22 protein-coding genes are annotated in these 19,627 nt (G+C 72.3%); 20 read left to right on the forward strand and 2 right to left on the reverse strand.

Annotated features, from left to right (window positions below):
- Positions 1–28: 28 nt before the first annotated feature.
- The 10 genes from F0U47_RS04945 (at position 29) to F0U47_RS04990 (ending at position 8,564) form a co-directional block, all read left to right on the forward strand.
- The gene (locus F0U47_RS04945) at positions 29–1,081 is read left to right on the forward strand and encodes a zinc-dependent metalloprotease (RefSeq protein ID WP_246159455.1); all 1,053 of its coding nucleotides are present in this window, start codon (positions 29–31) and stop codon (positions 1,079–1,081) included.
- 4 nt (positions 1,082–1,085) lie between these two features.
- Positions 1,086–2,081 carry a tRNA lysidine(34) synthetase TilS gene (gene tilS, locus F0U47_RS04950; protein WP_149749225.1) on the forward strand — a complete coding sequence of 332 codons (996 nt, stop codon included), beginning with the start codon at positions 1,086–1,088 and terminating at the stop codon, positions 2,079–2,081.
- Positions 2,082–2,086: 5 nt separating this feature from the next.
- Positions 2,087–2,638 (forward strand): hypoxanthine phosphoribosyltransferase, encoded by a 552-nt coding sequence (gene hpt / locus F0U47_RS04955; protein ID WP_149749226.1) that lies wholly within the window; start codon positions 2,087–2,089, stop codon positions 2,636–2,638.
- 210 nt (positions 2,639–2,848) lie between these two features.
- On the forward strand, positions 2,849–4,924 hold the full coding sequence (ftsH, locus tag F0U47_RS04960) for an ATP-dependent zinc metalloprotease FtsH (RefSeq protein ID WP_149749227.1): 2,076 nt from the start codon (positions 2,849–2,851) through the stop codon (positions 4,922–4,924).
- 109 nt (positions 4,925–5,033) lie between these two features.
- Complete coding sequence (gene folE, locus F0U47_RS04965; RefSeq protein WP_246159484.1) at positions 5,034–5,552, forward strand: GTP cyclohydrolase I FolE; 519 nt, start codon at positions 5,034–5,036, stop codon at positions 5,550–5,552.
- 114 nt (positions 5,553–5,666) lie between these two features.
- Positions 5,667–6,485: a dihydropteroate synthase gene (gene folP, locus F0U47_RS04970; RefSeq protein ID WP_149749228.1), complete on the forward strand. Its 819-nt coding sequence runs from the start codon at positions 5,667–5,669 to the stop codon at positions 6,483–6,485.
- On the forward strand, positions 6,482–6,880 hold the full coding sequence (folB, locus tag F0U47_RS04975) for a dihydroneopterin aldolase (RefSeq protein WP_149749229.1): 399 nt from the start codon (positions 6,482–6,484) through the stop codon (positions 6,878–6,880). The genes folP and folB overlap by 4 nt, the downstream gene beginning before the upstream one ends.
- Entirely contained in the window at positions 6,873–7,445 is a 573-nt protein-coding gene (gene folK / locus F0U47_RS04980) for a 2-amino-4-hydroxy-6-hydroxymethyldihydropteridine diphosphokinase (RefSeq protein WP_149749230.1), read from the forward strand. The genes folB and folK overlap by 8 nt, the downstream gene beginning before the upstream one ends.
- On the forward strand, positions 7,442–7,957 hold the full coding sequence (locus F0U47_RS04985; protein ID WP_246159456.1) for a DUF3180 family protein: 516 nt from the start codon (positions 7,442–7,444) through the stop codon (positions 7,955–7,957). Before folK ends, F0U47_RS04985 begins: the two co-directional genes overlap by 4 nt.
- 10 nt (positions 7,958–7,967) lie before the next feature.
- Positions 7,968–8,564, forward strand: coding sequence for a hypothetical protein (locus F0U47_RS04990; protein ID WP_149749231.1), 597 nt, complete (start codon positions 7,968–7,970; stop codon positions 8,562–8,564).
- 7 nt (positions 8,565–8,571) lie between these two features.
- Here the strand turns inward: F0U47_RS04990 and F0U47_RS04995 are convergent, their stop codons facing one another.
- Positions 8,572–9,558, reverse strand: a complete 987-nt coding sequence (locus F0U47_RS04995) for an ABC transporter ATP-binding protein (protein ID WP_246159457.1) — start codon at positions 9,556–9,558, stop codon at positions 8,572–8,574.
- Positions 9,559–9,561: 3 nt separating this feature from the next.
- On the opposite strand from F0U47_RS04995, the gene F0U47_RS05000 reads away from it, so the two are divergent.
- The 3 genes from F0U47_RS05000 (at position 9,562) to F0U47_RS05010 (ending at position 12,036) form a co-directional block, all read left to right on the forward strand.
- On the forward strand, positions 9,562–10,275 hold the full coding sequence (locus F0U47_RS05000) for an ABC transporter permease (RefSeq protein ID WP_149749232.1): 714 nt from the start codon (positions 9,562–9,564) through the stop codon (positions 10,273–10,275).
- Positions 10,272–11,003, forward strand: coding sequence for an ABC transporter permease (locus F0U47_RS05005; RefSeq protein ID WP_149749233.1), 732 nt, complete (start codon positions 10,272–10,274; stop codon positions 11,001–11,003). Before F0U47_RS05000 ends, F0U47_RS05005 begins: the two co-directional genes overlap by 4 nt.
- A gap of 88 nt (positions 11,004–11,091) precedes the next feature.
- A complete protein-coding gene (locus F0U47_RS05010) occupies positions 11,092–12,036 on the forward strand; it encodes a glycine betaine ABC transporter substrate-binding protein (protein ID WP_149749234.1) in 945 nt (314 codons plus the stop codon).
- Between the two features lie 10 nt (positions 12,037–12,046).
- Here the strand turns inward: F0U47_RS05010 and F0U47_RS05015 are convergent, their stop codons facing one another.
- Entirely contained in the window at positions 12,047–13,183 is a 1,137-nt protein-coding gene (locus tag F0U47_RS05015) for a glycosyltransferase family 2 protein (RefSeq protein WP_246159458.1), read from the reverse strand.
- A 171-nt stretch (positions 13,184–13,354) separates the two neighbouring features.
- Between F0U47_RS05015 and F0U47_RS05020 the strand changes: the two genes are divergently transcribed.
- From F0U47_RS05020 to F0U47_RS05050, 7 genes are all read left to right on the forward strand, one after another.
- Positions 13,355–14,278 (forward strand): Rossmann-like and DUF2520 domain-containing protein, encoded by a 924-nt coding sequence (locus F0U47_RS05020; RefSeq protein ID WP_149749235.1) that lies wholly within the window; start codon positions 13,355–13,357, stop codon positions 14,276–14,278.
- 5 nt (positions 14,279–14,283) lie between these two features.
- Entirely contained in the window at positions 14,284–15,255 is a 972-nt protein-coding gene (panC, locus tag F0U47_RS05025) for a pantoate--beta-alanine ligase (RefSeq protein WP_246159459.1), read from the forward strand.
- Positions 15,255–15,677: an aspartate 1-decarboxylase gene (gene panD, locus F0U47_RS05030; RefSeq protein ID WP_149749236.1), complete on the forward strand. Its 423-nt coding sequence runs from the start codon at positions 15,255–15,257 to the stop codon at positions 15,675–15,677. The genes panC and panD overlap by 1 nt, the downstream gene beginning before the upstream one ends.
- A gap of 50 nt (positions 15,678–15,727) precedes the next feature.
- Positions 15,728–17,416 (forward strand): L-aspartate oxidase, encoded by a 1,689-nt coding sequence (locus tag F0U47_RS05035; RefSeq protein WP_188111177.1) that lies wholly within the window; start codon positions 15,728–15,730, stop codon positions 17,414–17,416.
- On the forward strand, positions 17,413–18,318 hold the full coding sequence (gene nadC / locus F0U47_RS05040; RefSeq protein ID WP_149749237.1) for a carboxylating nicotinate-nucleotide diphosphorylase: 906 nt from the start codon (positions 17,413–17,415) through the stop codon (positions 18,316–18,318). The genes F0U47_RS05035 and nadC overlap by 4 nt, the downstream gene beginning before the upstream one ends.
- Before the next feature lie 3 nt (positions 18,319–18,321).
- Positions 18,322–19,098: a type III pantothenate kinase gene (locus F0U47_RS05045; RefSeq protein ID WP_149749238.1), complete on the forward strand. Its 777-nt coding sequence runs from the start codon at positions 18,322–18,324 to the stop codon at positions 19,096–19,098.
- Between the two features lie 113 nt (positions 19,099–19,211).
- Positions 19,212–19,541, forward strand: coding sequence for a histone-like nucleoid-structuring protein Lsr2 (locus F0U47_RS05050; RefSeq protein ID WP_149749239.1), 330 nt, complete (start codon positions 19,212–19,214; stop codon positions 19,539–19,541).
- Positions 19,542–19,627 lie beyond the last annotated feature (86 nt).

A 19,627-nucleotide genomic window follows, 5' to 3' on the forward strand; every position in this document is an offset into this window, starting at 1 on the left:
CTCGGCGCCGCCCCGTACGCTTCACGGCATGACGAGCCCCGCCCCGAGCCCCGAGCCGCAGATGGTGGACTGGGGGCTCGCCGTCGCGATCGGGTCGAAGCTCGCCGGCGAAGGCCCCACCGTGACGCGGGCCGAGGCGGGCTCGGTGGTGGCCGAGCTCCGGGCTGATGCCGTGCGCAGCACGGGCCTGGTCCGCGACTTCACCGGGCTCGACGCGCCCGACGGCACCGCGCCACTGCTGGTGGTCGACCGGCCGGGCTGGGTGCGTGCCAACGCGGAGGGCTTCAAGGTCGCGACCGGTCCGATGATGCGCAAGCTCGTCGAGAAGCGCGAGCCGCACCGGATCTCGCAGATGATCGGCTCGAAGGTGACCGGCGCCGAGGTCGGGGGCCTGCTGGGCTTCCTGGCCGGCAAGGTGCTCGGCCAGTTCGACCCGTTCCACGACCCCGCCGGCCGGCTGCTCCTCGTCGCGCCCAACATCGTGCACGTCGAGCGGGAGCTCGACGTCGACCCGTCCGACTTCCGGCTCTGGGTGTGCCTGCACGAGGAGACCCACCGCGTGCAGTTCACGGCGGTCCCGTGGATGCGTGACCACCTCTTCTCCGAGATCGAGGCGATCGGCGAGACCCTCGACCCCGGCTCCCTCCTCGAGGGCGGGCTCGACCGGATCACCGACGCGATCAAGGCCGGCCGGCAGGGCGGCAGCATCATCGACATGTTCAGCACTCCCGAGCAGCGCGAGATCCTCGACCGGGTGACCGGCATGATGTCGCTGCTCGAGGGGCACGCCGACGTGGTCATGGACGACGTGGGCCCGCAGGTGATCGGCTCGGTCAAGGAGATCCGCGCGAAGTTCACCAAGCGCCGCCAGGGGATCGGCACCCTCGACCGGATCCTGCGCCGGCTGCTCGGCCTCGAGGCGAAGATGGCGCAGTACCGCGACGGAGCCAGGTTCGTCCGCGCCGTCGTCGACAAGGTCGGCATGGACGAGTTCAACGCGGTCTGGGCCGAGCCGGCGCACCTGCCGTCGAAGGCCGAGCTGACCGACCACGACGGCTGGGTCCGGCGCGTGCTGGGATAGGACCGTGGCGCTCCATCCCTCCGTGGCCGCGTGCCGACGCGGCGTCCGCGGGGTGCTGGCCGGCATCGAGCCAGGCGACGCGGTCCTCGTCGCCTGCTCGGGCGGCGCCGACTCGCTCGCGCTCGCCGCAGCCACCGTGTTCGAGGGGCACAAGGCCGGCCTGCGCGTGATCGGCGCGACCGTCGACCACGGGCTCCAGCCCGGTTCCGCCGACCAGGCGGCGCGGGTCATCGGCCAGCTCGCCGAGCTGGGCGTCGACGAGACGGCGACCATCCGGGTCGAGGTCCACGGCGGCGGCCAGGGCCCGGAGGCCGCCGCCCGCCGGGCCAGGTACGACGCGCTCGAGCAGCTGCGCGAGCACTTCGGCGCCGTCCTCGTGCTGCTCGGTCACACCCGCGACGACCAGGCCGAGACGGTGCTGCTGGGCCTGGCCCGCGGCTCGGGCGCGCGGTCGCTGGCCGGGATGCGGCGGGCGTTCGACCACTACGCCCGCCCGCTGCTCGACGTCACCCGCGACGACACCCTGACCGCCTGTCAGGTCGAGGGCCTCGCGCCCTGGGACGACCCCCACAACGACGATCCGGGCTACGCGCGGGTCCGCGTGCGTCGTACGGTCCTGCCGGTCCTGGAGGAGAACCTCGGCCCCGGCGTCGCCGCCGCGCTCGCCCGGACCGCCGACCAGGTCCGCGACGACGTGGAGGCGCTCGACGCCCTGGCCCGCACGGCGTACGACGACCTGCGGACCCCGGCCGCTCGCGGGGCCGAGGGCCTGCCGCTCGACCGGCTCCACGACCTCCACCGGGCCGTCGCCTCGCGCGTGCTCCGGCTCGCCGCGCTCGACGCCGGGGCGATCGACAGCGAGCTCTTCCACGTCCACGTGCGAGCGCTCGTCGACCTCGCTGCCGGCCTGGCCGACGGCGAGGTGCAGCTCCCGGGCCACGTCTCCGCCTACCGCGAGAGCGGTCGCCTGCGCTTCCGCCCGACTCCTGTGCCACGATGACGCTCATGGACTCTGGGGCAGTCGAGAAGGACCTGGTCGAGGTGCTCTTCACCGAGAAGCAGATCCTCGACCGGCTCGGTGAGCTGGCAGCCGAGATCGAGCGCGACTACGAGGGCAAGGACCTCGTCATCGTCGGCGTCCTCCGCGGAGCGGTCATGGTGATGGCCGACCTCGCCCGCGCGCTCGGCCGCCACGTCGAGATGGACTGGATGGCAGTGTCGTCCTACGGCTCCGGCACGAAGTCGTCGGGCGTCGTCCGGATCCTCAAGGACCTCGACGCCGACATCACCGGCCGCCACGTCGTGATCGTCGACGAGATCATCGACACCGGCCTGACCCTCTCGTGGCTCACCTCGAACCTCGGGTCGCGTGGCCCGGCGAGCGTCGAGATCTGCACCCTCCTCCGCAAGCCGGAGGCGCTGCAGATGCCGGTCGACGTGAAGTACGTCGGGTGGGACATCCCCAACGAGTTCGTCGTCGGCTACGGGCTGGACTACCGCGAGCGCTACCGCAACCTGCGCGACATCGGAACCCTCGCCCCGCACGTCTATTCGTGACGGCTGTCCGTGACGGGGTCCTGGTCACGGGGGGACCAGCCGCTCGTCACTCGGCCGCCCTGGGATCGTTGACCCTTGGGTCCTACCACCGGGCTGCGACAATGAAGGAAACCGGCGGCAGGTAACGTCGTCGGATCACTTGTGCCCGGGTCATGGCCAACACGGCCCGGGGTTGGGGTCCGATCGGGCCCGGTAGGAGCGGATGAGTCTGTGAAGCGCGTGTTCAGGGGTCCTTGGCTGTGGATCGTGGTGGCGGTCCTCGCGGTCCTTCTCGCCCTGGAGTTCCTCGCGCCCGGTGGCGGGTACGACGAGGTCTCGACCTCCCGGATGAGCGAGTACATCGCCGACGGGGAGGTCAAGGAGATCACCTTCATCGACGGCGACCAGACGATCGAGGCCACGCTCGACTCCGGCGCCCGTGACGAGGGCGACAAGGTGATGTCCCACTACATCCAGGGCCAGCAGGAGACGATCCTCGCCGCCGTCGACGAGCAGGTCGCCGAGGGCACCATCGAGGAGTCGAACTCCGAGAACCCGCAGCCCAGCCTGCTCGGCTCGCTCCTGGCGACGCTGCTGCCGTTCGCGCTGATCATCCTGCTGTTCATCTTCCTCATGAACAACGTCCAGGGCGGCGGCCGGGGCGTCATGCAGTTCGGCAAGTCCAAGGCGAAGATGATCAGCAAGGACATGCCGAAGACCACCTTCGCCGACGTCGCCGGCTGCGACGAGGCGATCGAGGAGCTCGGCGAGATCAAGGAGTTCCTCCAGGAGCCGGCGAAGTTCCAGGCCGTCGGCGCCAAGATCCCCAAGGGCGTCCTGCTCTACGGCCCTCCGGGCACCGGCAAGACGCTGCTGGCCCGGGCGGTCGCCGGGGAGGCCGGGGTGCCGTTCTACTCCATCTCCGGCTCCGACTTCGTCGAGATGTTCGTCGGTGTCGGTGCCTCCCGCGTCCGCGACCTGTTCGAGCAGGCCAAGGAGAACGCCCCCGCGATCGTCTTCATCGACGAGATCGACGCCGTCGGCCGCCACCGCGGCGCCGGCATGGGCGGCGGTCACGACGAGCGCGAGCAGACCCTCAACCAGCTGCTCGTCGAGATGGACGGCTTCGACGTCCGCGGCGGCGTCATCCTGATCGCTGCCACCAACCGGCCCGACGTCCTCGACCCGGCGCTGCTGCGCCCCGGCCGGTTCGACCGGCAGATCGGCGTCGACGCCCCCGACCTGGCCGGCCGCAAGCGGATCCTCGAGGTGCACTCGAGGGGCAAGCCGCTGGGTCCCGACGTCGACCTGATGGGTGTGGCGCGTCGTACCCCCGGCTTCAGCGGTGCCGACCTGGCCAACGTCCTCAACGAGGCCGCGCTGCTGACCGCGCGCAACAACCAGAAGCAGATCACGGCCTCGGCGCTCGACGAGGCGATCGACCGGGTCATCGCCGGCCCGCAGCGCAACTCCCGCCTGATGTCGGAGAAGGAGAAGCTGATCACGGCCTACCACGAGGGCGGCCACGCCCTCGTCGCCGCGGCGCTCCCCGGCACCGACCCGGTGCACAAGATCACGATCCTCCCGCGCGGCCGCGCGCTCGGTTACACGATGGTGCTGCCGGACGAGGACAAGTACAGCCAGACCCGCAGCGAGATGCTCGACAAGCTCGCCTACATGCTGGGTGGCCGGGCGGCCGAGGAGATGGTCTTCCACGACCCGACCACGGGCGCCGGCAACGACATCGAGAAGGCCACCAGCCTGGCCCGCGCGATGGTCACCCAGTACGGCATGACCGAGCGGCTCGGTGCGATCAAGCTGGGCGAGGCCAACGGCGAGCCGTTCCTCGGCCGCGACATCGGCCACACCCGCAACTACTCCGAGGACGTCGCGGCGATCATCGACGAGGAGACCAAGAACTTCCTCACGGCCGCCCACCAGGAGGCCTTCGACATCCTCGAGGAGAACCGCGAGGTGCTCGACGCGCTCGTGCTGGCGCTGCTCGACAAGGAGACCCTCGACAAGGCCGAGGTCGCCGCGGTCTTCGAGCCGCTCAAGCGGCGTCCGGAGCGGCCGGCCTGGACGGGCTCGCCCACGCGGGTGCCGTCGACCCAGCCGCCGGTGGAGATCCCGGAGGAGATCCGCAAGCGCGCCGCGACCAACGGCACCAACGGCACCGCGCCCGACGAGCACGAGGACGCCGGCACCGTGCTGACGCCGCCCGGGCCGGGTGGCGACGTCTACGGCGGGCACCCGGTCGCGCCCCCGTCCGACCCGAAGCCGCCGAGCCCGCCGATGGGCGCCTAGGCTTCCCTCCGTGCTCGACCCCATCCACACCCCGGACCGCGACCCTGCCGAGGTCCCCCCGTTCGACCACGCGCGCGCCGAGGCGGCCGTGCGGGAGCTCCTCATCGCCATGGGCGAGGACCCCGAGCGCGAGGGACTCCTGGAGACGCCCGCCCGGGTGGCGCGCGCGTACGCCGAGCTGACCAGCGGTCTCCACAAGCGGCCCGACGACGTCCTGACGACGACCTTCGACCTTGGACACGACGAGATGGTCCTGGTCCGCGACATCGAGCTGTGGTCGATGTGCGAGCACCACCTGGTGCCCTTCACCGGCGTCGCGCACGTCGGCTACATCCCCGCCGAGACCGGCAAGATCACCGGCCTCTCCAAGCTGGCCCGGCTGGTCGACGTCTACGCCAAGCGACCGCAGGTCCAGGAGCGGCTCACCACCCAGATCGCCGACTCACTGATGCAGATCCTCGAGGCCCGGGGCGTCATCGTCGTGATCGAGGCCGAGCACCTCTGCATGACCATGCGCGGCGTGCGCAAGGCGGGCGCCCGCACCATCACCTCTGCGATCCGCGGCTCGATGCACAACGCGGCCACCCGCAACGAGGCGATGAGCCTGATCATGCACGGGACCCGCTGAGCGGTTCGTTCACGAGACGTTCCTGGCGGGCGTCGTGGCATGTCAACGCAGGCTGGACGACTGGGGACAACGCCGCGCTGCTGGTCGGTGGCCGGGCCGGATAGCCTGCCGCGCATGGCCTCGACCCCGCTCGTCATGGGCGTCGTCAACGTCACGCCGGACTCGTTCTCCGACGGCGGGCGCTACCTCGACGCCGAGCGGGCGATCGCGCACGGACGGCGGCTGCTGGCCGACGGGGCGGACATCTTGGACGTCGGCGGTGAGTCGACCCGACCGGGGGCGACCCGGCCGCTGCTCGAGGAGGAGCTGGACCGCGTCGTACCCGTGATCGAGGCGCTCGCCGCCGACGGCGCGACGGTCTCGGTCGACACCATGCGGGCCGAGGTCGCGGCCGCCGCGCTCGGGGCCGGCGCCCGGATCGTCAACGACGTCTCCGGCGGCCTCGCCGACCCGGGGATCCTCCAGGTCGCGGCGGAGTCAGGGGCGACGTACGTCGCCATGCACTGGCGAGCGCACAGCGACCGGATGCAGGACTTCACGACGTACGACGGCCCCGTGGCGGCTGTCGTGGCCGACGAGCTGGGCGCACGCGTCGACGCCATCCTCGCGGCCGGCGTCGCCCGCGACCGGATCGTGCTCGACCCGGGCCTCGGGTTCGCCAAGACCGGGGACCAGAACTGGGAGCTGCTCGGCCGGATCGGGCTGGTCCGGGACCTGGGGTTCCCGCTGCTGGTGGGGGCCAGCCGCAAGCGGTTCCTCGGCGACCTGCTGGCCACCGGGGGGACGCCGCGCCCGGTCGACGAGCGCGAGTTCGCGCACGTCGCGATCGTGGCGGCGCTGGCGCTGGACGGCATCTGGGGGGTCCGCGTGCACGACGTCCGGGCGACCCGTGATGTGCTCACCGCACTGGACCGGATCGAGAGGGAGAAATGACCGACGAGCTGAGCGTGGTCGGCATCGAGTGCTGGGGTCACCACGGCGTTTTCGAGCACGAGCGCCGCGACGGCCAGGTGTTCGTCATCGACCTGACGCTGGGCGTCGACACCGCCCCCGCGGCGGCGTCGGACGACTTGCGTGACACCGTCGACTACGGAAGTCTCGTGGACGAGGTGACGGCGGCGGTTGCTCGGGAACCTGTCGACCTGATCGAGACTCTCGCTACGCGGATCGCCGGTGTGTGCCTCTTGGACGCTCGTGTTGAATGGGCGCGGGTGACCGTGCACAAGCCGGACGCGCCGATCGACGCCACGTTCGCCGACGTCCGGCTGACGATCACCCGACACCGACCACCGACATCCCCCGGAAAGGGAGAGGCCGACGATGAGTGAGACGCCCAACCCCAACATCATCGACGCGGACACCCTCACTGGTGAGATGCGGCCGATCCGCCGGGTGGTCATCGCCCTCGGGTCCAACCTCGGCGAGCGGCTCGGCAACCTCCAGGGTGCGGTCGACGCACTGGCCGACACCCCCGACGTCTGGATCACCGGCGTCTCGCCGGTCTACGAGACCGAGCCGGTGGACTGCCCGCCGGACTCCCCGACCTTCCTCAACGCCGTGGTGCTCGTCGACACCACGCTGTCGGCCCACCGCCTGCTCGACCGCGCGCTCGCGATCGAGGACGCCTACGACCGCGACCGAAGCCACGGCGGCAACGCGCCGCGCACCCTCGACGTCGACCTGATCGTGGTCGGCGACCGGCTCAGCGAGACCGACGTGCTCCGGCTCCCGCACCCGCAGGCGCACGAGCGGGCCTTCGTCCTCCAGCCGTGGCTCGACCTCGAGCCCGACGCGCAGATCCCCGGGCAGGGACCGATCTCGGTGCTGCTCGAGAAGGTCGGCACCGACGGCCTCACCCGCCGCGACGACCTGGTGCTCGAGTACGACGAGTGAGGGACCAGCCGGAGCCGGAGCCTCGCGGCGACGGTCCCGAGGACCCCGGCTCGTCGGGGCCGCAGGGCTCGCTGACCCCCACCCCGCCGGGGGTGATCGCCGGCTGGGCGCTCGTGGGCCTGGTGCTCGGCTGGGCGCTGCACCCGGTGAGCGACCGCCTGGGCCGGGTGCCGCCGTTGGTCACGTGGGGCCAGCCGCTGGCGCTGGTCCTGCTGGCGGTGATCCTCGGCTACGTCGCGTGGGCGACCTGGCGCACGGTGCACGTACGACGCGAGCGGCTGCTCCCGCACCAGGCCGTCAACCGCCTGGTCCTGGCCCGCGCGAGCGCCCTGGTGGCCGCGCTCGTCGCCGGCGGCTACCTCGGCTACGGCCTCAGCTGGGTCCGGGCCGAGACCGACAACGGCCGGATGTGGCCGTCGCTGGCCGCCGCGGCCGCCGCTGTGCTCGGCGTCTCAGCGGCGCTCCTTCTCGAGCGCGCGTGTCGCATCAGAAACACGAGTAACAACCCGTAACGTCAGTCACATGACTATCTCAGCGGGCAGCTCCCGCCGTCGTCAGCGGTCGACCCGCCTCGTGGTCGCCGTGCTCCTGCTGCTCGTGGCCGTGCTCGCGGTCACCGGCACCGCGGTCACCGGGTCGTGGCTCGCCGTGACCGTGGCCGGCGGGCTCGCCGTGCTCCTCGGCGGCGCCGCCACCAAGATCACCCACAGCGAGCTGATGGCCTCCCGCCTGGAAGCGGCCCGCGACCGCGCGGCGCAGGCCCAGGCCTACCGCGAGCTCGACAGCAAGCGGTCGGCCGAGGGCGTCGAGTTCGCCGCCGACATGCAGGGCCGCCTCGCCAAGCGCGACGCCACCGTCTCCCGCCTCGAGCGCCGCCTGTCCGACGCGGCCCAGGAGCTCGCCGACGCCCGCCGTGAGCTGGCCGAGGTGGAGAGCCAGGCCGCCCTCGCCGAGAAGGAGAACGCCCGTCTCGCCGAGCGCCTCGGTGACGCCGAGGAGCGCGCCGCCCAGGCCGTCGTCCGGGTCGCCGAGCTCGAGGTCGAGGTCGACATGCTCACCTCCCAGTGGGAGGCCGCCGAGGCCGCCCTCGCCGCGCGGTCGATCCGCAAGGGCGCCTGACCGGGCCCTAGGCCTCCAGCGACCTCCGCAGCGCCCGGTGGACCCCGGCGGGCGTCAGCACGCCCACGAACCGGGGCCCGTCGGTGACGCCGACCATCGCCCGGTCGTCGCGGAGCATCAGCGCGAGCGCCTCCTCGAGGGTGGCGCCGACGGCGACCGTCGACGCGAGCTCGGCCGCCTTCACGCCGTCGACCGGCTCGAGGTGGGCAGGGTCGATCCTGGTCACCGACAGCCGGCGAAGGCCGCGCTCGGCGCCGACGAACGTCGCGACCTCCTCGTCGACCGGGTGGGCGAGCAGGGCGGCCGGGGTGTCGTACTGCAGCAGCCGCCCTCCCTCGGCGAACACCGCGACCCGGTCGCCGAGGAGCACGGCCTCGTCGATGTCGTGGGTGACGAGCACGACGGTCTTCCCGAGCTCCTGCTGCAGCCGCCGGAACTCCTCCTGCAGCCGACCGCGGATGACCGGGTCGACCGCGCCGAACGGCTCGTCCATCAGCAGCACCGGCGGGTCCGCGGCCAGCGCCCGGGCCACGCCGACGCGCTGCCGCTGACCTCCCGAGAGCTGGTGGGGGTAGCGGTCGCCGTACAGCTCCGGGTCGAGCCCGACCAGTGACATCAGCTCGCGGGCGCGCTCCCGCGCGGTCGCCTTCGACTCGCCGTACAGCAGCGGCACGGTCATCACGTTGGTGATGACCCGCTGGTGCGGGAACAGCCCGATCTGCTGGATGACGTAGCCGATCCCGCGCCGCAGCTGGACAGGGTCGCCATGGGTGACGTCGCGGCCGTCGATCTCGATCAGGCCGGTGCTGGGCTCGACGAGACGGTTGATCATCTTCAGCGTCGTGGACTTGCCGCACCCCGAGGGGCCGACCAGGCAGACCAGCTCGCCACGCCCGACGTCGAGGTCCAGCTCCCGCACTGCGACCGTGCCGTCGGCGTAGGTCTTGCTGACGCCGGTGAGCCGGATCATCGGCTGGTCCGCGGTAGCGTCCATGCCGTGACCTTACTGGGAGTCACGGCCGCGCCGGCTGCGCGCGAGCCCAGCTGCTACAGCGCGTTCGTCAACGAGTGGTGGTGCGCGGAGTACGTCGATGACCGGCGCGACGACATCCTGGCGGCGACGACCGAGCACCTGCAGATCACCGTCGCCGCCGTCCTCCTCGGGCTGCTGCTCGCGTTCCCGCTGGCCCTGCTGGCGCGCCGCTACCCGAGGCTCGAGTCGACGATCCTCGGCGTCTCGACCGGCCTCTACACGATCCCGTCGCTGGCCCTGCTGCCGCTGCTCGTGCCGTTCACCGGGCTGTCCGCCAACACCGTGATCATCGGCCTCGGCGTCTACGCGCTGACCATCCTCGTCCGCGGGTTCCTCGACGGCCTCCGGTCGGTGCCCGACGACGTGGTCGAGTCGGCGGTCGGGCTGGGCTACGGCTCGGCCCGGCTGCTGTTCAAGGTGCAGCTCCCGCTGGCGCTCCCGGTGCTGGTCGCGGCGATGCGGGTGGCGACCGTGTCGACGGTGGCGCTCACGACGGTCGGCACGCTGGTGTCGTACGGCGGCCTCGGCGACCTGATCTCGCACGGCGTGCAGCGCAACTTCCGCGCCGAGCTCGTCACCGCCGCCGTGCTGTGCGTGCTGCTCGCGCTGCTCCTCGACGCCGTGCTCGTGGTCGCGCAGCGGCTCCTGACGCCGTGGGCCCGGCAGGAGGCGCGATGAGCCTCTTCGAGCTGACCTGGCAGTACCTCACGACCGCAGCGAGCTGGACGGGCTCCGGCGGCCTGCTCGACCGGCTGGCCGAGCAGCTGCTGCTGACCGTGACCGCACTGGTCCTGGGCCTGCTGATCGGGCTCCCGGTCGCGCTGTGGCTGGGCCACGTCGGCCGCGGCGGCTTCCTGGCGATCAACATCTCCAACATCGGCCGTGCGGTCCCGACGTTCGCCCTGCTCGCCGTCCTCGTCACGGCGGACTGGCCGGGTCCCGCCCACCTCGGCCCCTACGGCCGGGCCGGACTGGCGACCCTGATCGCCCTCGCGCTCTTCGCGCTGCCGCCCCTGGTCACCACCACCTACACCGCGATCCGGGAGGTGCCCGACGACGTCCTCGAGGCGGCCGACGGGATGGGGATGTCCGGCGTCCAGCGGTTCTGGCGCGTCGAGCTCCCGCTCGCGCTGCCGCTGATGATGTCGGGGGTCCGGCTCGCCCTGGTCCAGGTGTGGGCGACCGCGACCATCGCCGCTCTCGTCGCGGGGCCCGGCGTCGGGGCGATCATCGTGTCCGGGTTCGCCCGCAACCAGTACAGCGAGGGGATCGGCGCGGCGATGGTGGTGGCCGTGGCGGCGCTGGTGCTCGAGATCGCGGCCGCCGGCGCCCAGCGCCTGGTCGAGCCGACGCGCGAGCGGGCCGTCCCGACCAAGGTCAGGGCGCCTGTCGGCGATCCGGCCTAGGGTGTCGGCAGGCGCCCTGGAGCGCCAGGCGGGCTCCCGCCGACCGGACACGCGCGGGACCCCCGCGGGACACAGAAGGTAGACACCCATGACCATCCGCCGGACCCTCATCGCGGCTGCCCTCTCGGGCGGCCTCCTCATCACTGCCGGCTGCGCCGGCGACGACCTCACCGAGGACGACGACAGCAACGAGTCGGGCTCGGGCGGCGGCGGCACCGTCGTCCTGGCGAGCCAGAGCTTCGACGAGGCCGCCCTGGTGACCGCGATGTACGAGACGCTGCTCACCGACGCCGGCTACGACGTCGAGAAGAAGCTGGTGGACACCCGCCCGGCGTACCTCAGCGAGTTCCCGGGGTCGGTCGACATCGTCCCGGAGTACGTCGCGGGCCTCGGCGACCAGCTCAACACCGACGCCAACGGGGAGAACGCCCAGCCGATCAGCAGCAGCGACCTCGATGAGACCCTCGCCGCGATGGAGCCGCTCCTCGAGGAGAAGGGCATCACGCTCCTCGAGGCGTCCGAGGCGGCGTCGCAGAACGCCTACTTCGTCACCCAGGAGTACTCCGACGACAACGGCGTCACCCTGCTCTCCGACCTCGAGGGCGAGGCGGTCACCCTCGCCGCCGCCCCCGACTGCGAGGGCCGCGACGACTGCGAGGCGGGGCTGACCGAGGTCTACGGCATGGACATCGAGCTGCTGCCGCTCGGCTACGCCTCCCCGCAGACCTACCAGGCCGTCCTCGACGGCGAGGCCGACCTCGGCCAGACCGGCACCCTCGACGGCACGCTGGACGACCAGGGCCTGGTGCTGCTCGAGGACGACCGCGGCATCCAGCCGGCGCAGAACCTCGTCCCGGCCGTGTCGACCGAGTTCCTCGCGGAGCACGAGGACGTTCGCGAGCCGCTCGAGGAGCTCATGGCGGCGCTCGACAACGCGACCCTCGGCGAGCTGATCGCCCGGGTCACCGTCGACCGGGAGACCCCGGAGGACGTCGCCGCCGAGTTCCTCGAGCAGGAGGGTCTCGTCGGCTGACAGCCCGACGTCAGGCCTCGTGGGCCCGGAGGAGCATCGCCTCCGGGTCCACGGTTGCCGGGTCCAGCGCCGGTACGTCGACCCGCACCGACCCGTCCGCCAGGGTGATCCGGGGCAGCGGGCCGCCGAGGCTCCGCGCGTAGCCGCTGACGAGGGCGGCGTCCTCGCGCCGGTCCTGCTCGACGAGCCACCCGATCAGTCGCTGCGCGGGCGGCAGCGTCGTGCGGGCCAGTGACCGCTCGGGGCCCCAGAGCTCCCGGACCCCGCTCACCAACAGGTCCCACCACTCGTCGGAGCAGTCCGGGATGTTCACGAAGTAGGTCCCCATGTCGCCGGGCAGGACCCGGTCGCGGAAGACCTCGGTGACCCCCGCGGCGTCGTACGCCTCGACGGCGTCGAGCGCCATCCGCTTGGTGGTCCAGCGGTCGGTGAGGTCGGCGACAGTCCCCCGCTGCTGGGTGATCGAGCTGCCGTCGTCGCGCACCCGCCAGAGGTAGACCACCTCGCTCACGATGCCGATCCGTCCGGCCCGGAGGTAGGCGTCGGTCGTGGTGGGCTGGTCCTCGTAGCGGATCCGCTCGGGCCACGACAGCCCTGCGTCGTCCCAGAAATCGCGCCGGAAGAGCTTGTTCCAGGCGAACACGTCGCCGAGCAGCTCGGGCAGGTCGTCGATGACGATCGCACCCGGATCGGCGTGCAGCCGGTCCATCCAGCGCATCCGCGCGCGGCGCTCACCCTCGAGCCGCACCACGTTGCCGGTCACCAGCGGCGCGTCGCTCTCGCGCGCCCGGCCGACCAGCAGCTCGAGCGCCCGCGGCGTCATCAGGTCGTCGGCGTCGCAGAACCCGAGGTACTCCCCGCGCGCCTCCCGGATCCCGACGTTGCGGGCCGCGCCGAGCCCGCCGTTCTCGACGTGCAGCACCCGCACCCGCGGGTCGCGGGCGGCGTACTCGTCGGCGATCGCGCCCGACGCGTCGGGCGAGCCGTCGTCGACGACGACCACCTCGAGGTCCGGCAGTGTCTGCCCGAGCAGGCTGTCGAGGCAGGCCGGGAGGTAGACCGCGACGTCGTACGCCGGGACCACCACGCTGACTGCGGGGGTGGATCGCCGGCGCCGGAACACACCATGACCGTACTCAGGTCTCACCGGTCACACGTGGCACCGGGGCGTGTAGCCCACGTCACGCCGCCGTGACCTGTCGGCGCGCCATCGGTTGCACCTACGCTTGCGTTGCATCGAATGAGAGACGTCCGGTACCCACACCGGCCCGCACACGAGCGGGTGGTCGGAGGGATTGGAACGAAAGGTTCGAACAAGATGACCCCGTCGACGAGGTCGCCCGCGCACCGTGCCCTGAGCATCGGTGTGATCGGCGCCGGCAAGGTAGGCGCCGTGCTGGCCGCCCGCCTCCGCGAGGCAGGCCATCCCGTGACCACCGTCGCCGGTGAGTCCGACGCCTCCCGGCAGCGCGCAGCCACTCTTCTCCCGGGGGTCCCGGTCGAAAAGCCCAGCGCGGTCGCGCGCGGCTGCGACCTGCTGCTCCTCACCGTCCCCGACGACATGCTCGCCAACGTGGTCCGCGTGCTCGCCGACTCCGGCGCCCTCCGCGAGGGTCAGTACGTCGTGCACACCTCCGGGCGGCACGGGCTCGCCGTCCTGGCGCCCGCCGCCGCGGTCGGCGCCAAGGTGATCGCCCTCCACCCGGCGATGACCTTCACCGGCACCGAGGTCGACCTCGACCGGCTCGACGGCTGCGTCTTCGGCCTCACCGCCGGTGCGGAGGAGCGGGAGCTCGCCGAGCAGCTCGTCAGCGAGCTGGGCGGCCGGGCGACGTGGGTGCCCGAGGAGATGCGCACCCTCTACCACGCAGGTCTCGCGCACGGAGCCAACCACCTGGTCACCCTCGTCACCGAGGCGATGGAGCTGCTGACCGCCGCCGGGTCCGACGACCCGGCGGGCACCCTGCGGCCGCTCCTCGAGGCCGCCCTCGACAACGCGCTCGCGCACGGAGACGCCGCGCTGACCGGCCCGATCGTCCGCGGCGACGTCAAGACGGTCGCGGCCCACCTCGAGGACATCGCCGCCAACCGGCCCGACACGCTGCCGTCGTACGTCGCGATGGCGCGGGCCACCCTCGACCGCGCGGTCACCGACGGCCGCGTGCTCCCGATCCGGGCGGCTCGGATCGTCGCGGTCCTCGACGCCGCCGTCGCCCGCTCCACCCACGCAGCGGAGCGCTGATCCCGGTGACCACCGCTGTGCGGACGCCGGTCGTGGCGCGCTCGCGCGCGGACCTGATCACCCGGCTGGCCGACAAGCGGACCGGGGACGTCGTGCTCGTGCCCACCATGGGGGCGCTCCACGAGGGCCACGCCAGCCTGATCCGGCTCGCCCGCGAGCGCGCGGGTGCCCAGGGTGCGGTGGTGGTGTCGATCTTCGTCAACCCCCTGCAGTTCGGGCCGGGCGAGGACCTCGACCGCTACCCCCGCACGTTCGACGCCGACCTCGAGCTGTGCGGCCGCGAGGGCGCCGACGTCGTTTTCGCGCCCACCGTCGCCGAGATGTACCCGGGGGGCGTCCCACGCGACCCTTCGACGGGCTCAGGGACCGGAGCGGGCGCGGTGACCGTCGAGCCCGGCCCGCTCGCGGACGACCTCGAGGGCCGGACCCGGCCCGGTCACTTCCGCGGTGTCCTCACCGTGGTCGCCAAGCTCTTCGGCCTGGTCCGGCCCGACGTCGCCGTGTTCGGCGAGAAGGACTACCAGCAGCTGGTGCTGATCCGGCAGATGGTGGCCGACCTCTGTATCAGCGGCAGCCGCGGCGCCCTCGAGATCATCGGTGCGCCCACCGACCGCGAGGACGACGGCCTGGCCCGCTCCAGCCGCAACCGCTACCTCGACGCCGAGCAGCGCCGGCAGGCGGCGACCCTGAGCCGGGTCCTCTACGCGGCCGCCCGTGAAGCGTCGTACGGCCTGGAGGCGGCTCTCGACGCCGCCCGGGCCGAGCTGCGGATGGCCGACGGCGTCGACCTCGACTACCTCGAGATCCGGGCCACGGACCTCGCCCCGCTGCCGGGTCGCGTCGAGCCCGGCACGCCCGCCCGCGCGCTCATCGCCGCCCGGGTCGGGACGACCCGCCTGATCGACAACCTGCCCCTCACCATCGGAGGGCCCACCACCCAGGATTCAAGCCCGGATTCAAGCGAGGGGAGCAACTGATGTTGCGCACCATGATGAAGTCGAAGATCCACCGCGCCACGGTGACCCAGGCCGACCTGCACTACGTCGGCTCGGTCACCGTCGACGAGGACCTGCTCGAGGCCGCCGACCTGCTGCCCGGCGAGCTCGTGCACATCGTCGACATCACCAACGGCGCCCGGCTGGAGACCTACACGATCGCGGGCGAGCGGGGGTCCGGCGTGATCGGGATCAATGGCGCCGCCGCACGGCTCGTACACCCAGGCGACCTGGTCATCCTGATCGCGTACGGCCAGATGACGACCGAGGAGGCGAAGGCCTACCAGCCGCACGTCGTCTTCGTCGACGCCGACAACAAGATCATGGGCACCAGCGCCGACCCGGCGGACACGTTCGACGACCCGACCCTCCGCCGCGGTGACCTCACCGCAGCGGGGGTCTGACTCCGCCCACCCGGCCGCCCACCCGGTCGCTCACTCGGTAGCCTGCACGGATGCCAGACGCTCCCGCCGCGACGCGGCGCCTGCCCGGTCGGCTGACGGCGCCGCAGCCCGGCTGGACGACGCAGGCCGACGTGGTGATCATCGGGTCCGGCATCGCCGGGCTCACCGCGGCGCTGCGGCTCCGCGAGCACGTCGGCACGGTGCTGGTCGTGACCAAGGACGTGCTCAACGCCGGGTCGACCCAGTGGGCCCAGGGCGGCATCGCCGCCGCGCTCGGGCCGGAGGACACCCCCGAGGAGCACGAGGTCGACACCCTCGTCGCGGGCGCGGGCGCCTGCGACCGGGACGCGGTGCGGGTGCTGGTGACGGAGGGCCCCGACGCCGTCCACGAGCTGATCGCGCTCGGCACCAACTTCGACCTCGACGCCGCCGGCGAGCTCTCGCTGACCCGGGAGGGCGGCCACCACCGCGACCGGATCGCGCACGCCGGCGGCGACGCCACCGGCGCAGAGATCCAGCGGGCGCTGATCGCGGCCATCGAGGCGGCGCCCGACATCGAGGTCATCCAGCACGCGCTGGCCGTCGACCTGCTCCTCGACGAGGACGGCGGCGTGGCCGGCGTGACCCTCCACGTGATCGGCGAGGGTGTTCGCGACGGTGTCGGCGCCGTCCACTGCCGGGCGGTCGTGCTCGCCAGCGGCGGCCTCGGCCAGGTCTTCTCCCAGACCACCAACCCGGCCGTCTCCACCGGCGACGGCCTGGCGATCGCCCTCCGGGCGGGCGCGACCCTGCGCGACCTGGAGTTCGTCCAGTTCCACCCGACCGTGATGTACCTCGGGCCGGACTCACGCGGCCAGCAGCCGCTCATCTCCGAGGCCGTCCGCGGCGAGGGCGCGTTCCTCGTCGACCACGAGGGCGACCGGCTGATGCCGGGCGTGCACCCGCTGGCCGACCTCGCACCGCGCGACGTGGTCGCGAAGGCGATCATGAAGCGGATGCTCGAGACCGGGCAGCCGCACATGTGGCTCGACGCACGCCATCTCGGTGCCGCGTTCTGGGAGAAGCGGTTCCCGACCATCCTCGCCACCGCGCGCTCCCACGGCCTCGACCCGGTGACCCAGCTGATCCCGGTCGCGCCCGCCTGCCACTACGCGTCGGGCGGCGTCCGTACCGACCTCGACGGCCGGACCGACCTCCCCGGTCTCTACGCCACCGGTGAGGTCGCCTGCTCCGGTGTGCACGGCGCCAACCGGCTGGCGTCGAACTCCCTGCTCGAGGGCCTCGTCTTCTCGCGGCGGATCGCTGCGGTTCTGCCCGGCGAGCTGCGGCCGTGGTCAGACCCCGTGGCGGACCACCGCACGGCCGGGCTCGTGACGGGCGCGGTGCGCAGAGAGCTGCAGGAGACGATGACCTCCCGGGTCGGCGTGCTCCGCTCGGCCGACGGGCTCGCCGAGGCGACCGCCCTGCTCGACAAGCTGGGCGGCCACGCGGCGGAGCAGGTCGACCAGGACTCGTGGGAGACGACCAACCTGCTCACGATCGGCGCCGCCCTCGCCGACGCCGCCGCGCTCCGGGAGGAGACCCGCGGGTCCCACTGGCGCGACGACTTCCCCGAGCGCGACGACGAGCGGTGGGCCGGCCACTTCGACGTCTCCATGGCCGACGGGGTCACCACGGTGACCTTCCACCCGGCCCCGGCCACCGACACCGACCTGTCCGCGACGGGGGGATCCGCATGACGCTCACGCTGACGCCGTACGACGCGATGCCGGAGGCGCTGGTCGACGAGCACGCGTTGGGCGGGCTCGACCCGCGGGCGACCTACGACCTGGTCGCGGCGGCCCTCGCCGAGGACGTGCCGACCGAGGACGTCACCAGCGCCGCGACGATCGCCGCCGACACCCGTGGTGTCGCCGACTTCAACGCCCGCGAGCCCGGTGTCGTCGCCGGGCTCGGGGTCGCCGAGCTGGTCTTCCGGATGGTGCTGGGCGCTGACGTCGACGTCCCGCTGCGGGTCGCCGACGGCACCGCGGTCCAGCCGGGCGACGCCGTCCTGACGGTGGCCGGACCGGTGCGCGGCCTGCTCACCGCGGAGCGCACCGCGCTCAACCTGGCCTGCCACCTCTCGGGCGTCGCGACCGCGACCGCTGCGTGGGTCGCCGCCCTCGAGGGCACCCGCGCCCGGGTGCTCGACACCCGGAAGACGCTGCCGGGGCTGCGCGCGCTGCAGAAGTACGCCGTCGCCTGCGGCGGCGGGGTCAACCACCGGTTCAGCCTGTCGGACCGGGCGATGGTCAAGGACAACCACGTGCTGGCCGCGGGCGGCGTGGTGCCGGCCTACCAGGCGGTGCGCGCGGCCTATCCCGACCTGCGGGTCGAGGTGGAGGTGACCGACCTCGACCAGCTCCGCGAGCTGCTCGACGCCGGCTGCACCGAGGTCCTGCTCGACAACATGCCGACGGCGACCATGGCCGAGGCCGTCGCGATCAACGCCGGCCGCGCGACGCTCGAGGCGTCGGGCGGTCTCACCATCGAGCGGGCCCGCGAGGTCGCGGAGACCGGCGTCGACTTCATCTCCGTCGGCGCGCTCACCCACTCGGTCAAGGTGTTCGACCTCGGCATGGACCTGCGCGAGGCCTGACCCATGACGCTCCTGACGGTCGACATCGGCAACGCGCACACGGTCCTCGGGATGATCCACGACGGCGAGGTGGGCTCGCACTGGCGGGTCGCCACCGAGGAGCACCGCACCGCCGACGAGTGGGCCGTGCTGCTGCGCGGACTGCTGGGACCCGAGACCGCCGAGATCTCCGGCATCTCGGTCTGCGCCACCGTGCCTGCGGTCCTGAATTCCTGGCGCGAGATGTTGGCACGCCATTTCGGTGATATCCCGCACGTCGTCGTCGAACCAGGGGTCCGCACCGGGGTGCCGATCCTCGTCGACAATCCGCGCGAGGTCGGGACCGACCGCATCATCAATGCGCTGGCCGCGGCCAACGATTTCGGCGGACCCGCGATCGTCGTCGATTTCGGCGGCACGGCCACGACATTCGACGTCATCGACGGCGAGGGCCGCTACGTCGGTGGCGCGATCACGCCCGGGATCGAGATCTCGATCGAGGCGCTCGGCCGGCGCGGTGCCCAGCTGCGGATGGTCGAGCTGGCGCGCCCGCGCGGCGTGATCGGCAAGAACACGGTCGAGGCGCTGCAGTCCGGGATGCTCTTCGGCGTGGCCAGCCAGGTCGAGGGGATGGTCGAGCGGATCACCTCCGCCCTCGGTGTCGAGCCCGGCGAGGTGAGCGTGATCGCGACCGGATATCTCGCCCCCCTGGTCCTCGAGGAATGCCGGTGTTTCACCGACCATTCGCCATGGCTGACCCTGCGCGGCCTCGAAAAAGTATTCCTCCGGAATGTGCGGTAGAGCCCGATTTGTATTTGCCTGAATTTGCCAACTTTCCTTTATCGGAAGAATGCGGCACTATTCGCTCAGGCATCCGATATCGGGCTGCCGACACCTGGGAGGAAGGCTTCACCATGGCACAGCGCGTGAACATCGTTCTGGTCGACGACATCGACGGCTCCGACGCGACGGAGACGGTCGCCTTCGGGCTCGACGGCACGTCTTACGAGATCGACCTCAACGAGAAGAACGCCACGAAGCTGCGCGACGCGCTCGCCGCGTACGTCGGTCACGCCCGCAAGGTCAGCAGCAGCGGTCGTCGTACCCGCTCCAAGGCGACGGCGGCCGCCGGTGGCGCCTCGGCGGCCGAGGTCCGCGCCTGGGCCCGTGACAACGGCTTCACCGTCCCCGACCGGGGCCGGATCCCTGCCGACGTGCGCTCCGCGTTCGACTCCGCGAACTGAGCCCATCTCACGCACTGTTCGCTGTCAGCGGACGGGATTCTGTGCTTCACCGGAACGCGTAGGGTGGGAGAGGGGTTGTACCCGTC

This window comes from Nocardioides antri (genome assembly GCF_008373765.1).
Classification (GTDB): Bacteria; Actinomycetota; Actinomycetes; order Propionibacteriales; family Nocardioidaceae; genus Nocardioides; species Nocardioides antri.